This window comes from Pseudomonas sp. GW823-FHT02C02, assembly GCF_058797635.1.
In genome coordinates, this window is sequence record NZ_JBXAJV010000005.1 from 180,273 (window position 1) to 202,646 (window position 22,374).

22 protein-coding genes are annotated in these 22,374 nt (G+C 58.9%); 13 read left to right on the forward strand and 9 right to left on the reverse strand.

Going from position 1 to position 22,374, the window contains the following annotated elements; genetic code table 11:
* The coding region (locus AC1ROI_RS10830) for a hypothetical protein (protein ID WP_492573978.1) at positions 1-182 on the forward strand (182 nt) is incomplete at its 5' end.
* Here AC1ROI_RS10830 and AC1ROI_RS10835 read toward each other — a convergent pair.
* Together AC1ROI_RS10835 and yaaA are read right to left on the reverse strand one after the other, a co-directional pair.
* On the reverse strand, positions 151-1,467 hold the full coding sequence (locus tag AC1ROI_RS10835; RefSeq protein ID WP_010463110.1) for a nucleotide sugar dehydrogenase: 1,317 nt from the start codon (positions 1,465-1,467) through the stop codon (positions 151-153). The two genes, AC1ROI_RS10830 and AC1ROI_RS10835, sit on opposite strands and share 32 nt — an antisense overlap.
* An 808-nt stretch (positions 1,468-2,275) precedes the next feature.
* On the reverse strand, positions 2,276-3,055 hold the full coding sequence (gene yaaA / locus AC1ROI_RS10840) for a peroxide stress protein YaaA (RefSeq protein ID WP_010463107.1): 780 nt from the start codon (positions 3,053-3,055) through the stop codon (positions 2,276-2,278).
* A gap of 265 nt (positions 3,056-3,320) precedes the next feature.
* Between yaaA and AC1ROI_RS10845 the strand changes: the two genes are divergently transcribed.
* From AC1ROI_RS10845 to AC1ROI_RS10870, 6 genes are all read left to right on the forward strand, one after another.
* Complete coding sequence (locus tag AC1ROI_RS10845; RefSeq protein ID WP_102595390.1) at positions 3,321-4,445, forward strand: polysaccharide deacetylase family protein; 1,125 nt, start codon at positions 3,321-3,323, stop codon at positions 4,443-4,445.
* Between the two features lie 347 nt (positions 4,446-4,792).
* Positions 4,793-6,187 (forward strand): PhoH family protein, encoded by a 1,395-nt coding sequence (locus AC1ROI_RS10850; RefSeq protein ID WP_010463104.1) that lies wholly within the window; start codon positions 4,793-4,795, stop codon positions 6,185-6,187.
* A 238-nt stretch (positions 6,188-6,425) separates the two neighbouring features.
* Positions 6,426-6,899 (forward strand): cyclic pyranopterin monophosphate synthase MoaC, encoded by a 474-nt coding sequence (gene moaC, locus AC1ROI_RS10855; RefSeq protein ID WP_059406245.1) that lies wholly within the window; start codon positions 6,426-6,428, stop codon positions 6,897-6,899.
* Positions 6,896-7,138: a molybdopterin converting factor subunit 1 gene (gene moaD / locus AC1ROI_RS10860; protein WP_010463101.1), complete on the forward strand. Its 243-nt coding sequence runs from the start codon at positions 6,896-6,898 to the stop codon at positions 7,136-7,138. The genes moaC and moaD overlap by 4 nt, the downstream gene beginning before the upstream one ends.
* 1 nt (position 7,139) lies before the next feature.
* Positions 7,140-7,592 carry a molybdopterin synthase catalytic subunit MoaE gene (gene moaE / locus AC1ROI_RS10865; protein ID WP_102593963.1) on the forward strand — a complete coding sequence of 151 codons (453 nt, stop codon included), beginning with the start codon at positions 7,140-7,142 and terminating at the stop codon, positions 7,590-7,592.
* A gap of 307 nt (positions 7,593-7,899) precedes the next feature.
* Complete coding sequence (locus AC1ROI_RS10870) at positions 7,900-8,676, forward strand: ABC transporter substrate-binding protein (protein ID WP_010463099.1); 777 nt, start codon at positions 7,900-7,902, stop codon at positions 8,674-8,676.
* A 75-nt stretch (positions 8,677-8,751) separates the two neighbouring features.
* On the opposite strand, the gene AC1ROI_RS10875 is transcribed toward AC1ROI_RS10870, so the two are convergent.
* The 5 genes from AC1ROI_RS10875 to AC1ROI_RS10895 all read right to left on the reverse strand — a co-directional run bounded on the left by AC1ROI_RS10875 (position 8,752) and on the right by AC1ROI_RS10895 (position 14,048).
* Positions 8,752-9,378 (reverse strand): helix-turn-helix transcriptional regulator, encoded by a 627-nt coding sequence (locus AC1ROI_RS10875; protein ID WP_010463098.1) that lies wholly within the window; start codon positions 9,376-9,378, stop codon positions 8,752-8,754.
* 90 nt (positions 9,379-9,468) lie between these two features.
* Positions 9,469-10,596 (reverse strand): NAD(P)/FAD-dependent oxidoreductase, encoded by a 1,128-nt coding sequence (locus AC1ROI_RS10880; protein WP_102593962.1) that lies wholly within the window; start codon positions 10,594-10,596, stop codon positions 9,469-9,471.
* Between the two features lie 148 nt (positions 10,597-10,744).
* On the reverse strand, positions 10,745-11,692 hold the full coding sequence (locus AC1ROI_RS10885) for an ornithine cyclodeaminase family protein (RefSeq protein WP_172962135.1): 948 nt from the start codon (positions 11,690-11,692) through the stop codon (positions 10,745-10,747).
* A 126-nt stretch (positions 11,693-11,818) separates the two neighbouring features.
* Positions 11,819-13,306: an ATP-dependent RNA helicase RhlB gene (rhlB, locus tag AC1ROI_RS10890; RefSeq protein WP_042932351.1), complete on the reverse strand. Its 1,488-nt coding sequence runs from the start codon at positions 13,304-13,306 to the stop codon at positions 11,819-11,821.
* Between the two features lie 85 nt (positions 13,307-13,391).
* Positions 13,392-14,048, reverse strand: coding sequence for an alpha/beta hydrolase (locus AC1ROI_RS10895; protein ID WP_010463094.1), 657 nt, complete (start codon positions 14,046-14,048; stop codon positions 13,392-13,394).
* Between the two features lie 468 nt (positions 14,049-14,516).
* Here AC1ROI_RS10895 and AC1ROI_RS10900 point away from each other — a divergent pair, with 468 nt between their 5' ends.
* From AC1ROI_RS10900 to AC1ROI_RS10925, 6 genes are all read left to right on the forward strand, one after another.
* A complete protein-coding gene (locus tag AC1ROI_RS10900) occupies positions 14,517-15,548 on the forward strand; it encodes an amino acid ABC transporter substrate-binding protein (protein ID WP_010463093.1) in 1,032 nt (343 codons plus the stop codon).
* A gap of 65 nt (positions 15,549-15,613) precedes the next feature.
* Entirely contained in the window at positions 15,614-16,795 is a 1,182-nt protein-coding gene (locus AC1ROI_RS10905; protein WP_010463092.1) for an amino acid ABC transporter permease, read from the forward strand.
* A 10-nt stretch (positions 16,796-16,805) separates the two neighbouring features.
* The gene (locus tag AC1ROI_RS10910) at positions 16,806-17,903 is read left to right on the forward strand and encodes an amino acid ABC transporter permease (RefSeq protein WP_010463091.1); all 1,098 of its coding nucleotides are present in this window, start codon (positions 16,806-16,808) and stop codon (positions 17,901-17,903) included.
* Positions 17,904-17,913: 10 nt separating this feature from the next.
* A complete protein-coding gene (locus AC1ROI_RS10915) occupies positions 17,914-18,678 on the forward strand; it encodes an amino acid ABC transporter ATP-binding protein (protein ID WP_010463090.1) in 765 nt (254 codons plus the stop codon).
* 312 nt (positions 18,679-18,990) lie between these two features.
* Entirely contained in the window at positions 18,991-19,650 is a 660-nt protein-coding gene (locus AC1ROI_RS10920) for a FadR/GntR family transcriptional regulator (RefSeq protein WP_010463089.1), read from the forward strand.
* Positions 19,640-20,947, forward strand: a complete 1,308-nt coding sequence (locus AC1ROI_RS10925; protein WP_102593961.1) for a CynX/NimT family MFS transporter — start codon at positions 19,640-19,642, stop codon at positions 20,945-20,947. The genes AC1ROI_RS10920 and AC1ROI_RS10925 overlap by 11 nt, the downstream gene beginning before the upstream one ends.
* Before the next feature lies 1 nt (position 20,948).
* Here the strand turns inward: AC1ROI_RS10925 and AC1ROI_RS10930 are convergent, their stop codons facing one another.
* Both AC1ROI_RS10930 and AC1ROI_RS10935 read right to left on the reverse strand, forming a co-directional pair.
* Positions 20,949-21,599 (reverse strand): DUF1120 domain-containing protein, encoded by a 651-nt coding sequence (locus AC1ROI_RS10930; RefSeq protein WP_010463087.1) that lies wholly within the window; start codon positions 21,597-21,599, stop codon positions 20,949-20,951.
* A 74-nt stretch (positions 21,600-21,673) separates the two neighbouring features.
* On the reverse strand, positions 21,674-22,294 hold the full coding sequence (locus AC1ROI_RS10935; RefSeq protein WP_102593960.1) for a DUF1120 domain-containing protein: 621 nt from the start codon (positions 22,292-22,294) through the stop codon (positions 21,674-21,676).
* Between the last annotated feature and the right edge of the window lie 80 nt (positions 22,295-22,374).

Below are 22,374 nucleotides of genomic sequence, written 5' to 3' on the forward strand. Positions count from 1 at the left end.
CTGGCTCCTACAGGAGCGAGGCGGTGTACCTGACACATCAAGTCGTCTGGTTCGCCGGCAAGCCTGGCTCCTACAGGAGCGAGGCGGTGTACCTGACACATCAAGTCGTCTGGTTCGCCGGCAAGCCTGGCTCCTACAGGGAACGGCTTGTTACCAGCAGATGCCTTCGGTACGACCGCTGACGCTGGTGGCTTTGGACATGAAGCCAACCAGGTCGACGACTTGCTTGCCGTGTGGAGCGTTCTGCGCCAGGGCGCGGAATTTCTCGTCACGGTTGCCGAGGATGATCACGTCGGAGTTGGCGATCACGTCGTCAAAGTCAGCGTTGAGCAAGGACGAGACGTGAGGGATCTTCGACTCGATGTAATCCTTGTTCGCGCCGTGGACACGGGCGTATTCGACGTTGCTGTCGTAGATGCTCAGGTCGTAGCCCTTGCCGATCAGCATTTCCGCCAGATCTACCAGCGGGCTTTCGCGCAGGTCATCGGTGCCGGCCTTGAAGCTCAGGCCCAGCAGGGCGACTTTGCGTTTGTCGTGGCTGGAAACGATGTCGAAGGCGTTCTGCACCTGGGACTCGTTACTGCGCATCAGCGAGTTCAGCAGCGGTGCTTCCACGTCCAGCGAGCCGGCGCGGTAGGTCAGGGCGCGAACGTCCTTCGGCAGGCAAGAGCCGCCGAACGCGAAGCCAGGACGCATGTAGTACTGGGACAGGTTCAGCGTCTTGTCCTGGCAGACCACCTCCATCACTTCACGGCCATCGACGCCGACAGCCTTGGCGATGTTGCCGATCTCATTGGCGAAGGTCACCTTGGTGGCGTGCCACACGTTGCAGGTGTACTTGATCATCTCGGCGACAGCGATGTCCTTGCGGATGATCGGTGCGTCGAGCTCTTCGTACAGCGATTGCAGAACGTCGCCCGAGGCCTTGTCGAACTCGCCGATGACGGTCATTGGCGGCAGGTCGTAATCGGCGATCGCGGTGCTTTCACGCAGGAACTCAGGGTTCACTGCAACGCCGAAGTCGACACCGGCTTTCTTGCCGGAGCAGTCTTCGAGGATCGGGATGACAACGTTTGCGACAGTGCCCGGCAGCACGGTGCTGCGAACCACGATGGTGTGGCGGGTGGTCTTGTCACGCAGGACAAAACCGATCTCGCGGCATACCGCTTCGATGTAGTTCAGTTCCAGGTCGCCGTTCTTCTTGCTCGGCGTACCGACGCAGATCATCGACAGGTCGGTGTCGCGAATCGCTTCGGCGAAGTTGGTCGTGCCGCGCAATTTGCCCGTCTCGATACCCTTCTTCAGCAGTTCGCCCAGACCCGGTTCAACGATCGGCGAACGGCCGGCGTTGATCATATCGATTTTGTCTTTGGCAACATCGACGCCAACGACGTCATGGCCCCGTGCAGACAGGCAACCGGCACATACTGCGCCGACGTAACCCAAACCAAATATGCTGATGCGCATCGCAATTACCTCTGTGTTTATCAAGCCATTACATGGCCGGAGTTAATGGTGTTCATCGTTATAGTGCACTCGCAAGTGCGGCCTTACGGGCGCCGCAGTGCCGCGTGCAGGCATACAAAGTTCCGAGTGTCTAAATAAGTGCACTCAAGATGTGCGCAACTAGGCCTTATTATTCTGATATGCCCTGTTATGCAGCCGATCTTCTAATCAGAGGACCGTGTGCAAAGGTCTTGCGCGCTCAATGCCAGGCAATAAGCCCGTAAATCAAGCGGTTGGGTGCTCAGGTGAGCACGTTTATAGGGGCGCAGCCTTGGCCTTGAAGGGGATATTGATAAGCGTATCTCCTGTCCTGTATGTGTTGCCCAAATTAGAGGTCCGGTCTGCAGAAGTTAATGTGACAACTTCGCTATGTGACGCTCTTCTCTGCGTAAGTTATCTCGTACATGCATCGAGAAAATCGTTACCGGTGGTATGAGCTACGCATTTGGACATAGTTCCGGCCCGCCCATCGCCGATTCTGAAATTTCTTGAAATATTGGGAAAGATGGCACTGCTCTCAGATTGATAGCACTTGCCGTTTGGCCCTTTATATATAGGCTTATTATCGAGTCAGATAGTTTTGTGCCACTACTGATAAAAAATTTCAGTGCCACTACTGAAAAAAAACATCAAAGTCGAGTGAAACTAAAGTTAGAAAATCAGGCGATGGATTTCTGGCGCCAATAAGTCGGCGAACAAGGCGGGGAATTGTTGGACGATCAGACGTCGACGCACGACGATTTTTTGCCGTCGTGCGCCGGTCAGGTGCTTACTCTGGCGCGTGATCGCGCAGGAACACCAGATGGTCCGGTTTAGACTGTTCGGCGCTGTAGCGATAGCCTTGAACGTCAAAGTTTTTGAGGTCTGCCGGGTCGTTGACGCGCTCTTCAATGACAAAACGACTCATCATTCCGCGCGCTTTTTTCGCGTAGAAGCTGATGATCTTGTATTGGCCGTTCTTAAGGTCCTTGAAGTCGGTATTAATAATGCGTGCGTTAAGGGCACTGCGTTTGACCGCCGAGAAGTACTCGTTGGAGGCCAGGTTCAACAACACGTCGTCGCCCTGATCGGCCAGGGCTTCGTTCAGCCATTCGCTGATCCGGGTGCCCCAGAACGCGTACAGGTCCTTGCCACGGGCATTCGCCAGTTTGGTGCCCATCTCCAGACGATACGGTTGCATCAGGTCCAGAGGACGCAGCAGGCCGTACAGGCCTGAGAGCATGCGCAAGTGCTGTTGCGCGTAATCGAAATCGGCTTCGCTGAAAGTTTGTGCGTTGAGGCCGGTGTAAACGTCACCCTTGAAGGCGAGCAATGCCTGCTTGGCGTTTTCCGGTGTGAACGCTGGCGTCCAGCTGCCGAAACGCGCGGCGTTGAGGCCGCCGATCTTGTCGGAGACGTGCATCAACTCACTGATCTGCGCGGGCGTCAGGTCGCGCAGTTGCATGATCAGTTCCTGGGAGTGGTCCAGGTATTGCGGCTGGGTGAAGCGCTGGGTCGCCGGCGGTGTTTCGTAGTCGAGGGTCTTGGCGGGGGAAATCACCATCAGCATGAAGTCGTCTCCTTTAATCGTGGGGGCGATTCTAGGGGGTTGGACCGGTTGACTCCAGCTATCAAGTCCATAGGTGATCGGTGGTGTTGCACAAACCCTGCAGGAGCAAGGCTTGCCCGCGAAGGCGGTGTGCCAGTTACCGGTGATGCCAACTGAAACACCGCCTTCGCGGGCAAGCCTCGCTCCTACGGGGGTCAGTGCGGCTGCGGGAATATGGGCAGGATCAGCTATAGTGCCGCGCGGGTTTTGTTATGGAGACATCCCATTGCGTATCGTTTTTCTATTATCGGCCTGGCTATTGAGCTTTGGTGCCATGGCGGCGCCGGGCGATGTGGCGACGCTTGATCGCAGCACCTGGCCGGAAAAGCTCAGCAGCCCGACGCTGTTCGACGTGGCATCACGCGCCGAAATCCTCATGTTTTCGCGGGTGCTGCTGGCGAGCGAGTCGCTGGATGAAGCGAGCCTGGCCCAGCGTCTGGGCCTGCGCAAGATTAATCTGGAGGCCGTCAACAACCTGCGCCAGCGCCTGTGGCTGCGACTGCTGACCAACTACAACTTCGCCCAGCAGAGCTGCGATCAGGATGCCTCCTTCTGTTTCCTCGTCGAGGACATGGACACCCTGCGCCAGCAAGCGGCCAAGTTTCAGGTCAGCGACGACAGCTATTACATCAAGTGGTCGGAGCCGAGCCGGTTGTTCCACGCCCAGTATCTGGACGAGCAACTGCGCAAGGCGGCCCTGTTTCCGCAGAGCAGCAGCGAAGTCGATCGTTTTGGTGACTATGAGCGCAACGGCGAAGAGATGCATGACCGGCTGTTTTTGCTGACGTTCGACAGCGCCGCCAATATCACGCCGGACAACACCGGCTGGGTCACCGAGTACCTGCGCAAGTCGAACATGAGCGGCACCTTCTTCGTCCTGGGCAAAGACATTCAGGCGCGTCTGGCCGAGCGCTCGGTGGCCAGTCTGCAAGCGACCTATTCAACGCAGTGCATTGGCGTGCAAGGCTGGGAGTTTCGCTCCCACAGCCACTGGCAGGACTGGCAGGACTCGGTGCGCCGCAGCGTCGAGCTGGTCAAAAGCAAACTGCCGGAGAATTACGTGCCGCTGTTCCGTCCGCCCGATGGCCAGCGTCGTTCTGACGCCGAAGGCTTCTTCAAGGCTCAGGGTTTGCAGGTGGCACTGTGGGATATCGATGCCCAGGATGGCGCCGGCAAGCTCAAGGGCAACCCGAGCGCCCAGCGCGTGTTGACGCTGATGCTGCTATGGCGACATGGGGTGATCAACTTCAATGTGAAGCAGGATGCCGTCAAAACGGCGATGCCCTGGCTCATCACGCAAACGGCGCAAAGCGGGATCGGTTGGGAGGACTGTCAGGACGCGTTTCGCTGAAACCGTAAAAAGCCCGGAATCATTGGGGAGGAGGGCGCGGCGGGGTGATTTTCGAGCAGATTTCGATGCAGGCGGACTTCCGACTTTAACGGGGTGATGGCCATCCGCCTAGTGCTATTGGTCACTCTGAAAAATAAACTTCAAAAAAACGTCAAAGTACTTTTTTCTGTCATGGGTTTTGGAGTATTACGAAGACAGACCGCCGAAACCTGCAACACAGGTGGCGTCTTCCAAGACCCTACTTGTTCGCAGTTCACTTGAATCCTCGCAGGTGAATTCGGTGGCCACTTCGAGGCGCAGCACTGTCACGGTATTGCGTCGAATGGCTCCCACAAAGGTGACCGAGTATGGATGATCACGGACGTAGTTCTTCCTCCAACCAGCCAATCCTTTATGTACTCGATACCAACGTATTGATTCACGATCCAAACGCCCTGCTTAATTTCGAAGAACACCACGTTGCCATCCCGATGACCGTGCTTGAGGAGCTGGACAAGCTCAAGAGCGGGCATCACAGCGTGGCCGCAGAATGCCGTCAGGCGATTCGCCTGATCGACAAGACCCTGGGCGATGCCAGCCCCGAAGACGTCGAGCTCGGTGTGCCGATCCAGCGCGGCAAGAGTGGGCCCAAGGGTTTGCTGTCAATTCTGATGAGCAAGCGTGCCGAACCGAACATCATTCTTCCCGAACACCTGAACGACAACATCATCATCAACCAGTTGATTGACCTGCACGCGCGCGAGCCGAAACTGCCCGTGGTGCTGGTCACCAAAGACATCAACATGCGCCTCAAGGCCCGGGCGTGCGGGATCGCGGCCGAGGACTACAGCACCGACCAACTGGTCGATGACGTTTCGTTGCTGCCCAACGGTTACCACAACATGACCGGCTCCTTCTGGGACCGGGTGAGGAATGTCGAAACCCGTCAGGATCACGGTCGCACCTGGCATCAGGTGCAATTGATCGACAACCTGCCGGCCGTGCACATTAACGAGTTCATCATTGACGAACAGGGCTTTGTCGGCTGGATCAAGGAGATAGAGGAAGACCGGCTGCTGATCCTTGACCTGCACCAGGAACCGCTGCTGCACCAGGAAGCGTGGGGCCTTAAACCCCGTGACATCTATCAGAGCCTGGCGCTATACGCCTTGCTTGACCCGGACATCCACCTGGTCAACCTGTCGGGTGCTGCCGGCTCCGGTAAAACCATCCTGGCCCTGGCGGCGGCGATCGAGCAGACCATGGTCAGCAAGCGCTACCGCCGGATCATCGCGACGCGCAGCGTGCAGGGCCTGGACCAGGAAATCGGTTTCCTGCCCGGCACCGAAGCGGAAAAAATGGAGCCTTGGCTGGGCGCCATCACCGACAACCTTGAAGCCTTGCACATGGATGACGAAAACACCCATGGCAGCGTCGATTACATCCTCAGCAAAGTGCCGTTGCAGTTCAAATCCCTCAACTACATTCGAGGCCGCAGCTTCCAGCAGAGTCTGATCCTGATTGATGAATGCCAGAACCTGACACCGCACCAGATGAAAACCATCATCACCCGTGCCGGCGCCGGTTCCAAAGTGGTGTGCCTGGGCAACCTGGCGCAGATCGACACCCCTTATCTGTCCGCGACCAGCTCCGGATTGACATACCTGACCGAACGCTTCAAGGATTTTCCCAACGGTGTACACATCACCCTGCAAGGGGTGCCACGTTCGATTCTGGCCGAATACGCCGAAACGCATTTGTAACTACGTCACCAGAACCGGGCGGCCCCAAAAGCCGCCCGGTTTTTTTATGCCCAACACAAATCCCCTTGCAGGAGCGAGGCTTGCCCGCGAAGACGACCGCACATTCAACATCAATCTGTCTGACACGCCGCCTTCGCGGGCAAGCCTCGCTCCTGCAAGGGCCATTCATCCAATAATCAAACGTGCGGAAATTTGACCCACAGGTTTACAATCGACGCTCCTGATCAGGAGTAAACCTGTGCTGACTCATCTCGATTCCCAAGGTCGCGCCAATATGGTCGACGTCACCGAAAAAGCCGTGACGTTCCGTGAGGCAACCGCTCAAGCGCTGGTGCGCATGCTCCCCGAAACCCTGCAGATGATCGTCAGCGGCGGTCACCCCAAGGGTGATGTGTTCGCCGTGGCGCGCATCGCCGGCATTCAGGCTGCGAAGAAGACCAGCGATCTGATTCCCCTGTGCCATCCGCTGATGCTCACCGGCGTCAAGGTCGAGCTGAGTGCCGAAGGCGATGACACCGTGCGCATCGTCGCGCGCTGCAAGTTGTCCGGGCAGACCGGCGTCGAGATGGAAGCCCTGACCGCCGCCAGTGTCGCCGCGCTGACGATCTACGACATGTGCAAGGCCGTGGACCGTGGCATGACCATCGAAAGCGTGCGGCTGCTGGAAAAACTCGGTGGCAAGAGCGGCCATTTCCAGGCAGATCAACCATGAACGTCACCGTGAAGTTTTTTGCCCGCTACCGCGAAGCGCTTGGCGTGGACTCAATCAAGGTTGAAGGCGATTTCGCCACGGTCGACGACGTCCGTGCATTGCTGGCTCAGCGTGACGGTGCCGAGGTGCTGAGCGAGCAGAACTTGATGTGCGCCCGCAACGAGGACCTCTGCCAGCTCGACGAACCGGTGACTGACGGTGACGAAGTGGCGTTCTTTCCGACCGTGACCGGGGGCTGACATGGCGATTCGCGTGCAGTCCACGGCCTTCGATCCGGGTGCGGAAGTCAATGCCATGCACGCCGCCAATGTCGGCGTCGGGGCGGTGGTGAGTTTTGTCGGCTATGTGCGCGACTTCAATGACGGGCTCGATGTGTCCGGGATGTTTCTCGAGCACTATCCGGGCATGACCGAAAAAGCCCTCGGCAAAATCGCCCTGGAGGCTGAACAGCGCTGGCCGCTGCTCAAGCTTGAAGTGCTGCACCGGATCGGCGCCCTTGAACCGGGCGAACCGATCGTCTTCGTCGGCGCCGCCAGCGCCCATCGCCAGGCGGCCTTCGACGCCTGCGCCTTTGTCATGGACTACCTGAAAACCCGTGCGCCGTTCTGGAAGAAGGAAAACACCCGAGACGGACCGCGTTGGGTGGAAGGGCGTGACAGCGATCATGCGGCGGCGGATCGCTGGAAGCAGTGATTCCTGCGGTGTCTGCCAGTATGCCTTCGCGGGCAAGCCTCGCTCCTACAGGTTTTGTGTCGTGCGCACATTTTGTGAACAACACAAAACCTGTAGGAGCGAGGCTTGCCCGCGAAGAGGCCATCAGCAACACCAAAAATCCCAATGACCCTCGCCCGACCACCGGCCGGCACATCTCCATTCTCCCCAATTGACGACTAATACATAAAAGTCCAGTATGGAATTACAAGTACAAAAAAGGCGTTTCCCCGTTTCCAGCTCTTTCTTCTGTCTTGCCAAACCAACAACAACCCGCGAGAGAACGAACATGAAGAAATTCCCCCTCATCACCGGTCTGGCGCTGAGCCTGTTCGCGTGCAGCACGCTGTTCGCCGCCGAAAAAACCCTGCGCATCGGCATCGAAGCCGCTTATCCGCCCTTCGCGTCGAAAACCGACAAGGGCGAGATCGTCGGTTTCGACTACGACATCGGCAATGCCCTGTGTGCGCAAATGAAGGTCAAGTGCGTGTGGGTCGAAGGCGAGTTCGACGGTCTGATTCCTTCCCTGAAAGTGAAAAAAATCGACATGGCGCTGTCGTCCATGACCATCAACGAAGACCGCAAGAAGTCGGTGGATTTCTCCCACAAGTATTACTTCACTTCATCGCGTCTGGTGATGAAGGAAGGCGCGTCCGTGGATGACCAATACGCCAGCCTCAAGGGCAAGACCGTCGGTGTGCAGCGTGCCACCACCACCGACCGTTACGCCACCGAGGTGTTTGAACCGAAGGGCATCAACGTCAAGCGCTACGGCAACAACGAAGAAATCTACATGGACCTGGCAGCCGGTCGCCTCGACGCCATTTTTGCCGACACCATCCCGTTGAGTGACTTCCTGGCGATGCCGCGTGGCAAGGGCTATGCCTTTGTCGGGCCGGAGTTGAAGGATCCGAAGTACGTGGGCGAGGGTGCCGGGATTGCGGTGCGCAAGGGCAACACCGAGCTGGTGAGCCAGTTGAATACTGCCATTGATGGCATTCGTGCGAGTGGCGAGTATCAGAAGATTTCCGAGAAGTACTTCAAGGCTGACATCTACGGCGATTGATCAACCGCATCGCAGGAACGCCGCCGGGCGGCGTTCCTGCGATGGCGTCAGATCAGGCAACAAACACTTCAGGGCTCAGCCCTTCAATTCCTTCAAATGCTTGTAAACAGTCGCCCGCCCCATGTTCAGCACATTGGCCACATAGTTCGAAGCGCTTTTGCCCTTGAAGGCCCCTTCGGCGTGCAACGCCAGCACCAGTTCGCGTTTGTGGTCGCGCGTCAGCAGGTTCAGGCTCAGCTGGCGTTCGCGCAGCCAGGCGTGCAGGAAGGTATTGATGCGCTCCTGCCAGTCATCACGGAACAGAGAGTCCGGCTGCGGAATCAGTTTGCTTGGTGACAGGAACAGGTCGAGCGCAGCCTTGGCATTTTCGAACAGCGAAATGTTCAGGTTGATGCACAGCACCGCCAGTGGGTGGCCATCGCTGTCGCGCAAGACACTGCTCAGGCTGCGAATCTTCTGGCCATCCCAATTGAGCTTTTCGTAGGGCCCGATGTTCCGTTCGCTGACATCGTCGCTGAGCATGTCCTCGAGTGCCGCGTCATCGCCCACTTCCCGCTTGGACAGATTGTTGGCGATGTAATCGATTTTTTGCGTGCGCAGATCGTGCAGCACCACCTCGGCATGAGGGAAGAACAACGTAGCGATCGCATCGGCGATCGCCCGGTAGTTGTCCATGGCCGGGTCTTTTTCAGGTGCGTTCATACGGTGGAACTCCAGGCAGCGTCAGCGCCCTGCAAAAAGGGCGCTGGAAGTTTGCCGCAATCGGGTCGACACGTCACCTGAGGACGAAAATCAACCCAGGCGGGCAGGGGAGAGCATCTCGACGTCCAGGCCGAAACGGCTGAGCTGTTCGGGCAAGGCTTCACCGCGTACCAGCGCTGCGCTGGCCTGGCCCATGGCAGGTGATGTCTGGATGCCGTAGCCGCCTTGCGCCGCGACCCAGAACAGCCCTGGCACATGTTGATCGAAGCCGCAGATCAGGTCTCCGTCCGTTACGAAGCTGCGCAGACCGGCCCAGGTGCGGGTCGGACGGCGGATGGTCAGCGTGGTGGCTTCTTCGATCTGGTAGATGCCCATCGCGATGTCCAGCTCTTCGGGCTGCACGTCGTGCGGCTCCACCGGGTCGGCGTTGGCTGGCGAGCCGAGGAACATTCCGGCGTCGGGTTTCATGTAGAACGATTCGTCGAGGCTGACCAGCATCGGCCAATGGTGGATGTCCACGCCCTCGGGGCCGGCGAAGATGAACGCCGCGCGCCGCTTCGGTTGCAGGCCCAACGACTTGGCGCCAGCCAGCTCGCCGATCTTGTCGGCCCACGCGCCTGCGGCGTTGATGATGATCGGTGCGCTGAAAGTCTGGTTGTTGGTTTGAACCTGCCACATGCCTTCTGCATTGCGGGTCAGGCTCAGCACTTCGCTGTCGGTGTGGACTTCGCCTTTATTGCGACGGATACCGCGCAAGTAACCCTGGTGCAGGGCATCGGTGTCGATGTCGCTGGCAGTCGGGTCGTAGATCGCACCATGGACTTTTTCACGGCGCAGGATCGGCAGGCGCGCGCAGGCTTCGTCGGCACTGAGCAGTTGCATTTCCGCCACCGTGGCCTTGGCGCTCAGATATTGATTGTTCAGCTCGGCCGGGTCGCCGGTGAAGTCCACGGTCATCTCGCCACGCGGGGTCAGCAGCGGGTGTTCGCAGAAACCGACTGGCGGGGCGTCGAAGAATTCGCGGCTGGCCTGGGTCAGCGCGCGAACCTGCGGTGTGCCATACGCGGCGGTGTAGAGCGCAGCGGAGCGTCCGGTGGAGTGATAAGCCGGATGGGATTCGCGTTCGAGCACAATCACCCGAGCATGCTGCGACAGCCAGAAACCGGTGGAAGCGCCGGCAATCCCGCCGCCGATGATGATGAAATCTGCCTGGCTCATGAACGTCTCCTGTCGAGCGCAAATGCCGAAATTGTGGAAGTCCCCTGTGGGAGCGAGCTTGCTCGCGATAGCGTTGGATCAGTCGATACCAATGTTGACTGATTAACCGCTATCGCGAGCAGGCTCGCTCCCACAGGGGATTGTGGTGTCAGGGTTGTAGGCGGTAGATGGCATTGGCCAGTGCGATGTCTTCCAGGCCCAGGCCGATCGAACGAAAGAACACATGACGGTCGTAGTCGGGACGCGGGACCTTTTCGCTGAGCAAATCAGGCAGGTCGCCGACAATCAAGCACTTGTCCCAGCCATGTTGTTCCCCCGCAATCAGCATTTCGCCCGCCGAGCCCGGGGTAGTCAGACGATAGTCGCAGAACACCTGCATGTCATTGAGGCTCTGCGGCGGGACTTCATGGGCGCGCGGGGCGTTGGTGCTGATGGAGGTGATCAGCGCCGGTTTGCTCAGGTTCGAGGGATCGATCACCGGGCCGGCGGACGAGGTGCACAGCATGATCACGTCGGCATCTTCAATCGCCGCTTCGCGACTGTCGGCGATGGTCAGGCGTGGATCGAGGCGTTTCAGCTGTGCCAGCGTTTCAGGGTTCTTATCGCTCAGGCTCGGGGAATAGAGGCTGATGCTTTGCCAGTCACGCAGATCTTTAACGTAATGCAGATGCGCCTGAGCCACCTTGCCGCTGCCGATAATCGCCAGGCGCTGCGCCTTCAGCGGAGCGAGGGCATCGACGGCGACGGCGGTGGTCGCGGCCGTGCGTGCGGTGGTCAGTTCGCCGGCATCGCACAGCAGTAACGGTTGGCCGGTCTGCATCGACATCAACAATGTCCAGGCCGTCACCAGCGGACCTTGTTCGCGCACGATGTACGGCGAAGTCTTGACCCCGTAGACGCCGTCTTCAGCCAGCACGCCCAGATAGTTGATGAAGTCGCCGGCACCCTGAGGGAACTCCACCAGCTGTTGCGCCGGTTGCACCGCTAGCCCGGCCGCCAGGTCGCGAAACAGCTTGCGCAGGATCTGCGGCACGTCGACCTGCGCCAGCAGTTCGCGGGCCTGGGGTTGGGTGATCACATAAGGCGTACTGGACATGGTCGGCTCCGGGCGCTGAAAGTAAACTAATTTGTCCATTATGGACTTTTAGTTGTGTCGAGCAACATCGGGACGAAAAAAAAGCGCAGTCCGTTTCCGGCTGCGCCTCTTTCAGCAAGGGCCGAGTTACGGGCGCTTGCGCTCAACCGCCCGCAGTAGATGCGTCGGCGGTGTTTCACAGCTGATTTTCCGACCCAGCAATGCCTCGATGGACGGTAGCTGGTAGGAGTCATCTTCACCGGCGAAGCTGATGGACACGCCCTCCGCGCCAGCACGACCGGTACGGCCGATGCGGTGCACGTAGTCGTCCGGGACTTCCGGCAGGGTGAAGTTGATCACGTGGCTGATGCCGTCGATGTGGATGCCGCGACCGGCCACATCAGTGGCGACCAGCACGCGGATCTTGCCTTCGCGGAAACCTTCCAGGGTCTTGATGCGCTTGTGCTGCGGCACGTCGCCGGACAGTTGCGCGGCGTTGACGCCGTCACGCACCAGGCGCTCTTCAATGCGCCGCACTTCATCCTTGCGGTTGGCAAACACCATCACCCGCTCCCAGCCGTTGTCGTTGACCAGGTTGTAGAGCAGTTTGTATTTGTCGGCACCGGCGACGGCGTAGATGTGTTGCTCGACGTTTTCGCTGGCCACGTTCTGCGATTCGATCTCGACGATCGACGGGTCGGTGGTCCATTGCTTGGCGAGATTCATCACGTCTTCGGTGAAGGTTGCGGAGAACAGCAGCGTCTGACGTTCGTTCTTCGGCGGCGTCTGGCGAATGATCTGGCGCACTTGCGGGATGAAACCCATGTCGAGCATGCGGTCGGCTTCGTCCAGCACCATGACTTCGACCATGTCCAGATGCACGTCACCGCGCTGGTTGAAGTCGAGCAGGCGGCCCGGGGTGGCCACGAGGATGTCGCAGTGACGGGCTTCGAGGTGCTTGAGCTGCTTGTCGAAGTCCATGCCGCCGACAAACGTCATGACGTTGAGGCCGGTGTACTTGGTCAGGTCGGCGGCGTCCTTGGCGATCTGCACCACCAGCTCGCGGGTTGGCGCGATGATCAGCGCCCGCGGTTCACCCATGTAGCGTTCCTTGGGTGGCGGGGTTTCCAGCAGTTGCGTGATGATCGAAATCAGGAACGCGGCGGTTTTGCCGGTGCCGGTCTGGGCGCGACCGATGGCGTCTTTGCCCGCGAGGGTGAAGCCCAGCACTTGCGCCTGGATCGGCGTGCAGTACGGGAAGCCCAGGTCCTGGATGGCGTGCATCAATTCCGGGGCGAGTTTGAAATCGTGGAAACGGGTTTTGCCTTCCTGGGGTTCAACGGCGAAGTCTTCGAGTTTCCAGGGAATGACCGGCGCTTTCGGTTTCGGTTCGCGACGCGGTTTTGCCGGTTTCGGCGATTCGCTGCGCGGTGGCTCGGCGGCGACAATCTCGACAGGGGGGGCGGCCGGTGTGGTCACAGGCTCGTGTTTCGGTGCCGCTACGGTTGCGGTCCGGCCAGGCTGATTACCGTCGGTGCGGTGGCTGGGGATATGAGACGGAGCGCTGGGAACTGGCGCGAGCTGCTCAGTCTCGCTTTTACCGAACATTTTCTTGAGTGCTTTGAGCACGGTCATCTCATCAATTGGTTAAGGAATATACGCCGGCCAGTGTAATGCAAGAATCGGGCGCGGCGTAGTGGGATGGATCAATGGGTAGCTTTTAGCGTAAACGCTCGGCCAGCCAGACGCCGATGTCGCGAATTTCTTCGGGTAACACTTCGTGGCCCATTGGGTATTCCTGCCATGTCACGGTGACACCATGCTGCTTTAAAAACTCGTAGGCGGTGCGGCCCATCGAGTTTTGAACGACGTCATCGTACTGGCCATGCAACGACAGCACGGGAATGCGTTGCTGGCTGGCCGAAAGCTCCATTTCATCGCTGAAGGTCGGTGCGTAAGTCGAGAGGGCAAGTACGCCACCCAGCGGCCCCTGCCACTTCAGGAAAGCGGTGTGCAAGACCACGGCGCCACCCTGGGAAAAACCTGCCAGAAAGATACGCGAGGCGTCTATTCCGCTGGCGCGCTGCTCTTCAATCAAATCAAAGACTCGCTGCGCCGACGTTTCCAGCTGCTCACGACTGATCGCGCGCGCCGGGCTCATGGCCAATATGTCGTACCAGCTCGGCATCTCGTAACCGCCGTTGATGGTCACGGCGCGGGTCGGTGCCTGGGGCAGAACGAAGCGGGTGGTCAGCAGGGTTTCCTGCAAGGCTTCGGCAACCGGCAGAAAGTCGTAGCGGTCGGCGCCCAGGCCGTGCAGCCATATAACGCAGGCGTCTGCGGGCTTTACGGGTTGAAGAATCAAGGGCTCGGTCATGGCTGCTCCAATTTTGTGCGTGCGCTCTCATTAAGTGCGTGATGTGAGTGCGCGTCGGGTTGATCCGTTAAGAAGATGTCGCAAGGTTACAAGTTTTGCTATTGACCTGTCCCTTAACCGCATCGGCAAGCGGTCTGGTACGGGCTTTGCTATGTGAAAGCGGTGCAACCCATCTCGCGCCTTGCGGTAACACTATCAGTGTACTGCTGGCAGCGGGATAGCAAAGAATCCGGTGATGGATGTTCGCCAGTGGCCGCTACGGGCTTCGCGAACGTGAAAGGGCTACAGCCCGTTCGGCCGATTGGTGAGAAGTGAGTTGTCCATGATGTGGATTTTCTCTTACTAGACTCATAGCTAAGGTCTTTACGTCGGTTGACCCCAAAAAAAGCCAACACGGGTCGACTACGCCTCATAAGGGTGCGACTGGACTCACGCTCCGACACAACAAGAGCAAAACTGGAGGTTTGAATGAAGATGTTGAAATCCACCCTGGCCATCGTGACTGCAGCTGCAGTGCTCGGTGTCAGCGGGTTCGCTCAGGCGGGTGCAACCCTGGATGCAGTGCAGAAGAAAGGTTTCGTACAGTGCGGTGTCAGTGACGGTCTGCCGGGTTTCTCGGTTCCGGACTCCACTGGCAAGATCATCGGTATCGATGCTGACTTCTGCCGCGCTGTGGCCGCTGCCGTTTTCGGCGATGCGACCAAGGTCAAGTTCAGCCAGTTGAACGCCAAAGAGCGCTTCACCGCGCTGCAGTCCGGCGAAATTGACATTCTGTCGCGCAACACCACCATGACCAGCTCCCGTGACGCGGGCATGGGCCTGAAGTTCCCAGGCTTCATCACCTACTACGACGGCATTGGCTTCCTGGTAAATAGCAAGCTGGGCGTCAAGAGTGCCAAAGAGCTCGACGGTGCGACCATCTGCATCCAGGCCGGTACCACCACTGAGCTGAACGTTTCCGACTACTTCCGCGGCAACGGTCTGAAATACACCCCGATCACCTTCGACACCTCCGATGAAAGCGCCAAGTCGCTGGAATCCGGTCGTTGCGACGTACTGACCTCGGACAAGTCCCAACTGTTCGCTCAGCGCAGCAAGCTGGCTTCGCCGAAGGACTACGTGGTTCTGCCGGAAACCATTTCCAAGGAACCGCTGGGCCCGGTCGTGCGTAACGGCGACGACGAGTGGCTGGCCATTGTTCGCTGGGTAGGCTACGCCATGCTCAACGCTGAAGAGGCTGGTGTCACTTCGAAGAACGTCGAAGCCGAAGCCAAGTCCACCAAGAATCCGGACGTCGCACGTATGCTGGGTACCGACGGTGAATACGGCAAAGACTTGAAAGTGAAGAAGGACTGGGTCGTCCAGATCGTCAAGCAAGTGGGTAACTATGGCGAAGTGTTCGAGAAAAACCTCGGCAAAGGCACTCCGCTGGAAATCGACCGCGGGCTGAACGCCTTGTGGAACGCTGGCGGCATTCAATACGCACCACCAGTGCGCTGATGGTTCTATCACCCGGTGGGCCAACCACCGGGTGATGTTCTGTTCCATTACATCCGGGGCACTTCATGCAAAATTCAATCGGCGCACCAAAGCAGAGGCTCAGCCTCAGCGATCCCAAAGTGCGTGCGTGGCTATTTCAGATCATCACCATTGTGGCGGTGGTCTCCATGGGCTGGTATCTGTTCGATAACACCCAGACCAACTTGCAACACCGGGGCATTACTTCCGGCTTCAGCTTTCTGGAGCGCAGTGCCGGTTTCGGCATCGCTCAAACCCTGATCGACTACACCGAATCGGACAGCTATGCCCGAGTGTTTGTCATCGGCCTGCTCAATACCCTGCTGGTGACCTTCATCGGGGTCATCCTGGCGACGCTCCTCGGTTTCATCGTCGGCGTTTCACGCCTGTCGAAGAACTGGATCATTGCCAAGCTGGCGACTGTTTATGTGGAAGTCTTCCGCAACATTCCGCCGCTGCTGCAAATCCTGTTCTGGTACTTCGCGGTGTTCCTGACCATGCCAGGGCCACGCAACAGCCATAACTTCGGCGACACCTTCTTCGTCAGCAGCCGCGGCCTGAACATGCCGGCAGCGTTGACGGCGGATGGTTTCTGGCCGTTTGTGGTCAGCATCGTCGTGGCCATTGTCGCCATCGTGCTGATGAGCCGCTGGGCGACCAAACGCTTCGAAGCGACCGGCGTACCGTTCCATAAATTCTGGGTCGGCCTGGCGCTGTTCCTGGTGATCCCGGCGCTGTGCGCATTGATCTTCGGCGCGCCAGTGCACTGGGAAATGCCGAAGCTGCAAGGTTTCAACTTCGTTGGTGGCTGGGTGCTGATCCCGGAACTGCTGGCGCTGACCCTGGCCCTGACCGTGTACACCGCGGCGTTCATCGCCGAGATCGTGCGTTCGGGTATCAAGTCGGTCAGCCACGGCCAGACCGAAGCGGCGCACTCGTTGGGCCTGCGCAACGGTCCGACCCTGCGCAAGGTGATCATCCCGCAAGCCATGCGTGTGATCATTCCACCGCTGACCAGCCAATACCTGAACCTGGCGAAGAACTCCTCGCTGGCGGCCGGTATCGGTTATCCGGAAATGGTGTCCTTGTTTGCCGGTACGGTGCTGAACCAGACCGGGCAGGCGATCGAGGTGATTGCCATCACCATGAGCGTGTACCTGGCGATCAGTATCAGCATTTCCCTGCTGATGAACTGGTACAACAAGCGCATTGCGCTGATCGAGCGGTAAGGAAAAGCGCATGAGTACTCATACTTTCAAACCCGACATGCCACCACCGAGCAAAGTCTTCGGGCCGATGGCGTGGATGCGCGCGAACATGTTCTCCAGCTGGCTGAACACCGCGTTGACCCTGTTCGCGTTCTACCTGATTTACCTGGTGGTGCCGCCGATCCTGCATTGGGCGATCCTGGACGCCAACTGGGTCGGCACGTCCCAGGCCGACTGCACCAAGGAAGGCGCCTGCTGGGTGTTCATCCAGCAGCGCTTCGGCCAGTTCATGTACGGCTATTACCCGCCGGCACTGCGTTGGCGCGTAGACCTGACCGTGTGGCTGGCAGTCATCGGCGTGGCACCGTTGTTCATCTCGCGCTTCCCGCGTAAAGCGGTATACGGCCTGAGCTTCCTGGTGCTGTACCCGATCATTGCCTGGTGCCTGTTGCATGGCGGCGTTTTCGGCCTGACCCAGGTGGCGACCAGCCAATGGGGCGGCCTGATGCTGACCCTGGTAATCGCCACCGTCGGTATTGCCGGTGCGTTGCCGCTGGGGATCGTGCTGGCGCTGGGCCGTCGTTCGAACATGCCGGCGATTCGAGTGGTCTGCGTGACCTTCATCGAATTCTGGCGCGGCGTGCCGTTGATTACGGTGCTGTTCATGTCCTCGGTGATGCTGCCGTTGTTCCTGCCTGAAGGCATGAACTTCGACAAACTGCTGCGGGCGCTGATCGGCGTGATCCTGTTCCAGTCGGCCTATGTCGCCGAAGTGGTGCGTGGCGGTCTGCAAGCGATTCCCAAAGGTCAGTACGAAGCAGCCGCAGCGATGGGCCTCGGTTACTGGCGCAGCATGGGGCTGGTGATTCTGCCGCAAGCCCTGAAGTTGGTGATTCCTGGCATCGTCAACACCTTCATTGCGCTGTTCAAGGACACCAGCCTGGTGATCATCATCGGCCTGTTCGACCTGCTCAACAGCGTCAAACAAGCTGCCGCCGACCCGAAATGGTTGGGCATGGCCACCGAAGGCTATGTGTTCGCGGCCCTGGTGTTCTGGATTTTCTGTTTCGGTATGTCGCGCTATTCCATGCATCTGGAACGCAAGCTCGACACTGGCCACAAGCGTTAGGAGTTCTGTAATGAGCGAAGCAATCAAAAAGCCTGTGAGCCCTGAAGGCATTATTCAGATGCAGGGCGTGAACAAGTGGTACGGCCAGTTCCACGTGCTGAAAGATATCAACCTGAACGTCAAGCAGGGCGAGCGAATCGTCCTGTGCGGCCCGTCGGGTTCCGGCAAGTCGACCACCATCCGCTGTCTCAACCGTCTGGAAGAACACCAGCAGGGGCGCATCGTGGTCGATGGCGTGGAATTGACCAACGACCTCAAGCAGATCGAAACGGTCCGTCGTGAAGTCGGCATGGTGTTCCAGCACTTCAACCTGTTCCCGCACCTGACCATCCTGCAGAACTGCACGCTGGCACCGATGTGGGTGCGTAAGATGCCCAAGCGCCAGGCCGAAGAAATCGCCATGCATTACCTGGAGCGCGTCCGCATTCCGGAACAGGCGCATAAATTCCCGGGACAACTGTCCGGTGGTCAGCAGCAGCGTGTGGCGATTGCCCGTGCTTTGTGCATGAAACCGAAAATCATGCTGTTCGACGAACCGACTTCGGCACTCGACCCGGAAATGGTGAAAGAGGTGCTCGACACCATGATCGGCCTCGCCGAAGACGGCATGACCATGCTCTGCGTGACCCACGAAATGGGCTTCGCGCGCACCGTGGCCAATCGCGTGATCTTCATGGACAAGGGTGAAATCGTCGAGCAGGCTGCACCGAACGACTTCTTCGACAACCCGCAGAACGATCGGACGAAGATGTTCCTGAGCCAGATCCTGCATTGATCGGCACTTGGCAGTGAAATAAACCCGGACAGTGTTCCGGGTTTATTTTTGTCTGCGGTTTGCAGTCAGGATGCGAGCGCGGAGGGGGGTGATCGATCGAGGTCCACCAATAGACGTTGCAAGTCTGCCCCCTCTTGAAGTATTTGCACGTCGCCCAGTAATTCTGGATGCCGATCAAGCAAAGGGTAATTCTTACTAATCGAAAATCCCGCTTCCTCTCCTGCCCTTTGAACTTAGGCGGTTGCCGTCCTACGCGTAGCTGACTAACATGTCAGGAAATTCATCCTATGATTGGATGAAAGGGCGAATCCTATGTCAGACATTTCTCCACTCGTTAAGCGATCCCTGGTCGACCAGGCTCTGGATCAACTGCGCCAACGCATCAACGCTGGTGCCTGGCAGGTCGGCCAGCGTTTACCCACAGAGCCAGAGCTGTCCGCCGAGTTGGGCATCAGCCGCAACACCGTGCGTGAAGCCATGCGTGTATTGGCGTTTTCCGGTTTGATCGAAATCCGTCAGGGCGACGGCAGCTATTTGCGGGCGGTGATCGATCCACTGGACACCATGAAAGCCTTGTCGCGCTGCTCCCATGAACAGGCCCGCGAGACCCGGCACATCCTTGAAGTCGAAGCCATCGGTCTCGCTGCTCTGCGCCGAACGGATGAGGATCTGGTGGCCTTGCGCGAAGCATTGGGTGTCAGCGGCAGCCACTATCACGGCGATCTCGACAGCTACATCGCCTGCGATCTGGTGTTCCACCGCCGTCTGGTGGACGCCGCGCACAACCCGACCCTCAGCGAGCTGTATCGCTATTTCTCCAGCATCGTCGGCGCGCATTTGCGCCAGACCCTGAACATCACCCCGCGACGCCAAGAGGTGTTCGACCTGCATATCGAACTGCTTGATGCCGTCGAGCAACGCGACCCGGAACGGGCCAAAGCCCTGTCTAGGCAGTTGATCAATGAACCTTGAAACCGAGAACTCCATGTCGAGCCGCAACAGCAACATCACTCAACCCAAGCGCACGGCAGAACTCGAAGAGCTGCTGATCGATGCCGAGGCCGATGACGAAGAGGTCCAGCAGCGTCATCCCGTCCTGCGTCGCCCATGGCTGTTGCTGCTGGGTCTGATCCTGGTGGCGCTGAACCTGCGTCCGGCGTTGTCGAGCATGGCGCCGATGCTCAGCGAAGTGTCGAAGACCCTCGGCCTGTCGGCGGCCCAGGCCGGGTTGCTGACGACGTTGCCGGTGCTCTGTCTCGGCTTGTTTGCTCCGCTGGCGCCCTTGCTGGCGCGACGTTTTGGCGCCGAGCGCGTGGTGTTGGGCATTCTGTTGATGCTGGCCGGCGGAATCATTCTGCGCAGTTCCTTCGGTGAGATCGGCCTGTTCGCCGGCAGTGTGCTGGGCGGCGCGAGCATCGGTGTGATTGGCGTTTTGTTACCGGGCATCGTCAAGCGCGACTTCCCGAAACAGGCCGGCACCATGACCGGCGTGTACACCATGGCCCTGTGTCTGGGCGCGGCGATGGCGGCGGGGGCGACCGTGCCGCTGAGCGAGCATTTCGCTAACAGCTGGGCCTTGGGCCTCGGCTTCTGGGTAGTGCCTGCGCTGGTCGCGGCGGTTTTCTGGTTGCCGCAAGTGGGGCAGAAACACGGCGCACATAACGTCGCGTATCGGGTTCGCGGCCTGTTGCGTGATCCGCTGGCCTGGCAAGTCACGTTTTATATGGGCCTGCAATCATCCTTGGCGTACATCGTCTTTGGCTGGTTGCCCTCGATCCTGATCGGTCGCGGCCTGACCCCGACCCAGGCCGGTCTGGTGCTCTCGGGTTCGGTGATCGTCCAGTTGGCCAGTTCTCTGGCGGCGCCCTGGCTGGCGACGCGCGGCAAGGATCAGCGGCTGGCGATTGTGGTGGTCATGCTGCTGACCCTCGGCGGCCTGTTCGGCTGTCTCTATGCACCGATCGAAGGCCTGTGGGGCTGGGCGATCCTGCTCGGCCTGGGGCAGGGCGGTGCATTCAGTCTCGCATTGACCCTGATCGTGCTGCGCTCGCGCGATGCCCATGTGGCGGCCAACCTGTCGAGCATGGCCCAGGGCTTCGGTTATACCCTGGCGTCGATGGGGCCGTTCGCGGTCGGGATCGTGCATGACTGGACGGGCGGCTGGACCGCGTTGGGCTGGATCTTTGGCGTGATCGGCCTCGGCGCCATCGTTGCCGGCCTCGGCGCCGGGCGTTCGCTGTACGTTCAGGTGGTCAGCGAAAAGGTCTGAACTACAGGTAAACAACGTCCAGGGTCGCCGAGCCGTCGAGTTGCACTTCGGCACTCAGGTCCAGTTCGGAGGTGGGCGCGATGACCGTTTCGACCGTCACCCGGCTGGTCAGGTTGCGGATGGCTATCGGGCCGGCGCTGCTGCCTGCGCTGTCGGTAAAGCCGAGATAGCTTCGGGAGCCCATCGGGATGGGCTGGCTGTTCGACGGGCTCCAGGCTTTGCCCCCCGTGGTCGAGTCGGTTCGATAGACCTGCGTCAGGTCGTCCACCACCGTGCTGGCAGGATCGAAGTTCAGCGAATACAAGCCGATTTTATTGTGGCTGTGGTCGTGGTTCAGGCCGTAGTAAATCTCGCTGTTGACGATGGCCGAGCCGTCGCGGTTGTCGCGCATCAGCAGAGCAAAACGCGTGAGCGCATTGCACTGAATGTTGAGGTCGAGTGTCTGGTCGCGCAGTCGAGTGCGTTTGTCGACGTTCAGGTCTTGCCGGGAGATTTTTCCGTAATCGACGAGGCCGCTGTTGGACAGCATCGGGGTGCAGGCAAGTGGGGTGATGAGGCCTGTGACCCTCAGGTCTGTCGATGAGGTGGCCAAGGTGAGCGGCGACGTCAGGACGAAGATCGCCATCGTCAGCGCGTGTGGAGTCTTTTTCATGGGACAGGTTTCGCTGTGTGTGGTGAGCGGAATCAGTCCTTGCCCGAAGCAGGACCTCGGGCAAGATGCACGGCTTACAGGTACTTCATTTCAAATGTGGCTGAACCGTCGATAGTGACATCGTCGGTTAAGGTGAGGCTATCGGCGCGGGCAATGAAGGTGTAGATCATCAGTTCCATCGTGAGGTCTTTCACGGAGATTGGCGTGAGAGTGCCGACAGCGCTTACCGATGTGAGGTTATCCTTCAGGATCTGATAGATGCGCGTCCAACTCGCACCGTTATCAGTTGATCTGATCGAGTGCACAGGTTGTCCGTCCGCAAGCGCGCTTTGGATCGATGGCGTGAAATAACCTATTTTTTCGTTATTGCTGGTCAGGCCCAATCCGAAATACAGGTTGGACGATGATGTTCCGGCTTTGTTATCAATACCGTTAAGTGCAAATGGCGTTGACGCGTCACACGCGACCGTCAGCTGTATTGGATGACTGCCTACTATCGTGTCACTTGTCAGGTTGAGGTCTTTTGCCTGCACCTGGCCGACGTCGACCGTTCCTCCATCGGACAACGAAGGAGTGCAAGCTCTCGGCGTGATGAGACCTGTGACAGTCAGGTCAATGCTCGAAGCCGCCACTGCATAAGGCGCAACGCCGATCAGTGCGGTTGTGGAGAGTGCTGCCAAGTACTTTTTGATCATTATTTGCTCACTTCTAGGGTTGTGTCCTGACTGCCCGGGCCGCTCAAGTGCACCCCGAATCCAGCAGGATCGGGCTGGGT

Coding starts and splice junctions, on each gene's coding strand:
- AC1ROI_RS10835 (WP_010463110.1), bottom strand. CDS start 1,467: ATGCGCATCAGCATATTTGGTTTGGGTTACGTCGGCGCAGTATGTGCC.
- yaaA (WP_010463107.1), bottom strand. CDS start 3,055: ATGCTGATGGTGATTTCCCCCGCCAAGACCCTCGACTACGAAACACCG.
- AC1ROI_RS10850 (WP_010463104.1), top strand. CDS start 4,793: ATGGATGATCACGGACGTAGTTCTTCCTCCAACCAGCCAATCCTTTAT.
- moaD (WP_010463101.1), top strand. CDS start 6,896: ATGAACGTCACCGTGAAGTTTTTTGCCCGCTACCGCGAAGCGCTTGGC.
- moaE (WP_102593963.1), top strand. CDS start 7,140: ATGGCGATTCGCGTGCAGTCCACGGCCTTCGATCCGGGTGCGGAAGTC.
- AC1ROI_RS10870 (WP_010463099.1), top strand. CDS start 7,900: ATGAAGAAATTCCCCCTCATCACCGGTCTGGCGCTGAGCCTGTTCGCG.
- AC1ROI_RS10875 (WP_010463098.1), bottom strand. CDS start 9,378: ATGAACGCACCTGAAAAAGACCCGGCCATGGACAACTACCGGGCGATC.
- AC1ROI_RS10880 (WP_102593962.1), bottom strand. CDS start 10,596: ATGAGCCAGGCAGATTTCATCATCATCGGCGGCGGGATTGCCGGCGCT.
- AC1ROI_RS10885 (WP_172962135.1), bottom strand. CDS start 11,692: ATGTCCAGTACGCCTTATGTGATCACCCAACCCCAGGCCCGCGAACTG.
- rhlB (WP_042932351.1), bottom strand. CDS start 13,306: ATGACCGTGCTCAAAGCACTCAAGAAAATGTTCGGTAAAAGCGAGACT.
- AC1ROI_RS10895 (WP_010463094.1), bottom strand. CDS start 14,048: ATGACCGAGCCCTTGATTCTTCAACCCGTAAAGCCCGCAGACGCCTGC.
- AC1ROI_RS10900 (WP_010463093.1), top strand. CDS start 14,517: ATGAAGATGTTGAAATCCACCCTGGCCATCGTGACTGCAGCTGCAGTG.
- AC1ROI_RS10905 (WP_010463092.1), top strand. CDS start 15,614: ATGCAAAATTCAATCGGCGCACCAAAGCAGAGGCTCAGCCTCAGCGAT.
- AC1ROI_RS10910 (WP_010463091.1), top strand. CDS start 16,806: ATGAGTACTCATACTTTCAAACCCGACATGCCACCACCGAGCAAAGTC.
- AC1ROI_RS10915 (WP_010463090.1), top strand. CDS start 17,914: ATGAGCGAAGCAATCAAAAAGCCTGTGAGCCCTGAAGGCATTATTCAG.
- AC1ROI_RS10920 (WP_010463089.1), top strand. CDS start 18,991: ATGTCAGACATTTCTCCACTCGTTAAGCGATCCCTGGTCGACCAGGCT.
- AC1ROI_RS10925 (WP_102593961.1), top strand. CDS start 19,640: ATGAACCTTGAAACCGAGAACTCCATGTCGAGCCGCAACAGCAACATC.
- AC1ROI_RS10930 (WP_010463087.1), bottom strand. CDS start 21,599: ATGAAAAAGACTCCACACGCGCTGACGATGGCGATCTTCGTCCTGACG.
- AC1ROI_RS10935 (WP_102593960.1), bottom strand. CDS start 22,294: ATGATCAAAAAGTACTTGGCAGCACTCTCCACAACCGCACTGATCGGC.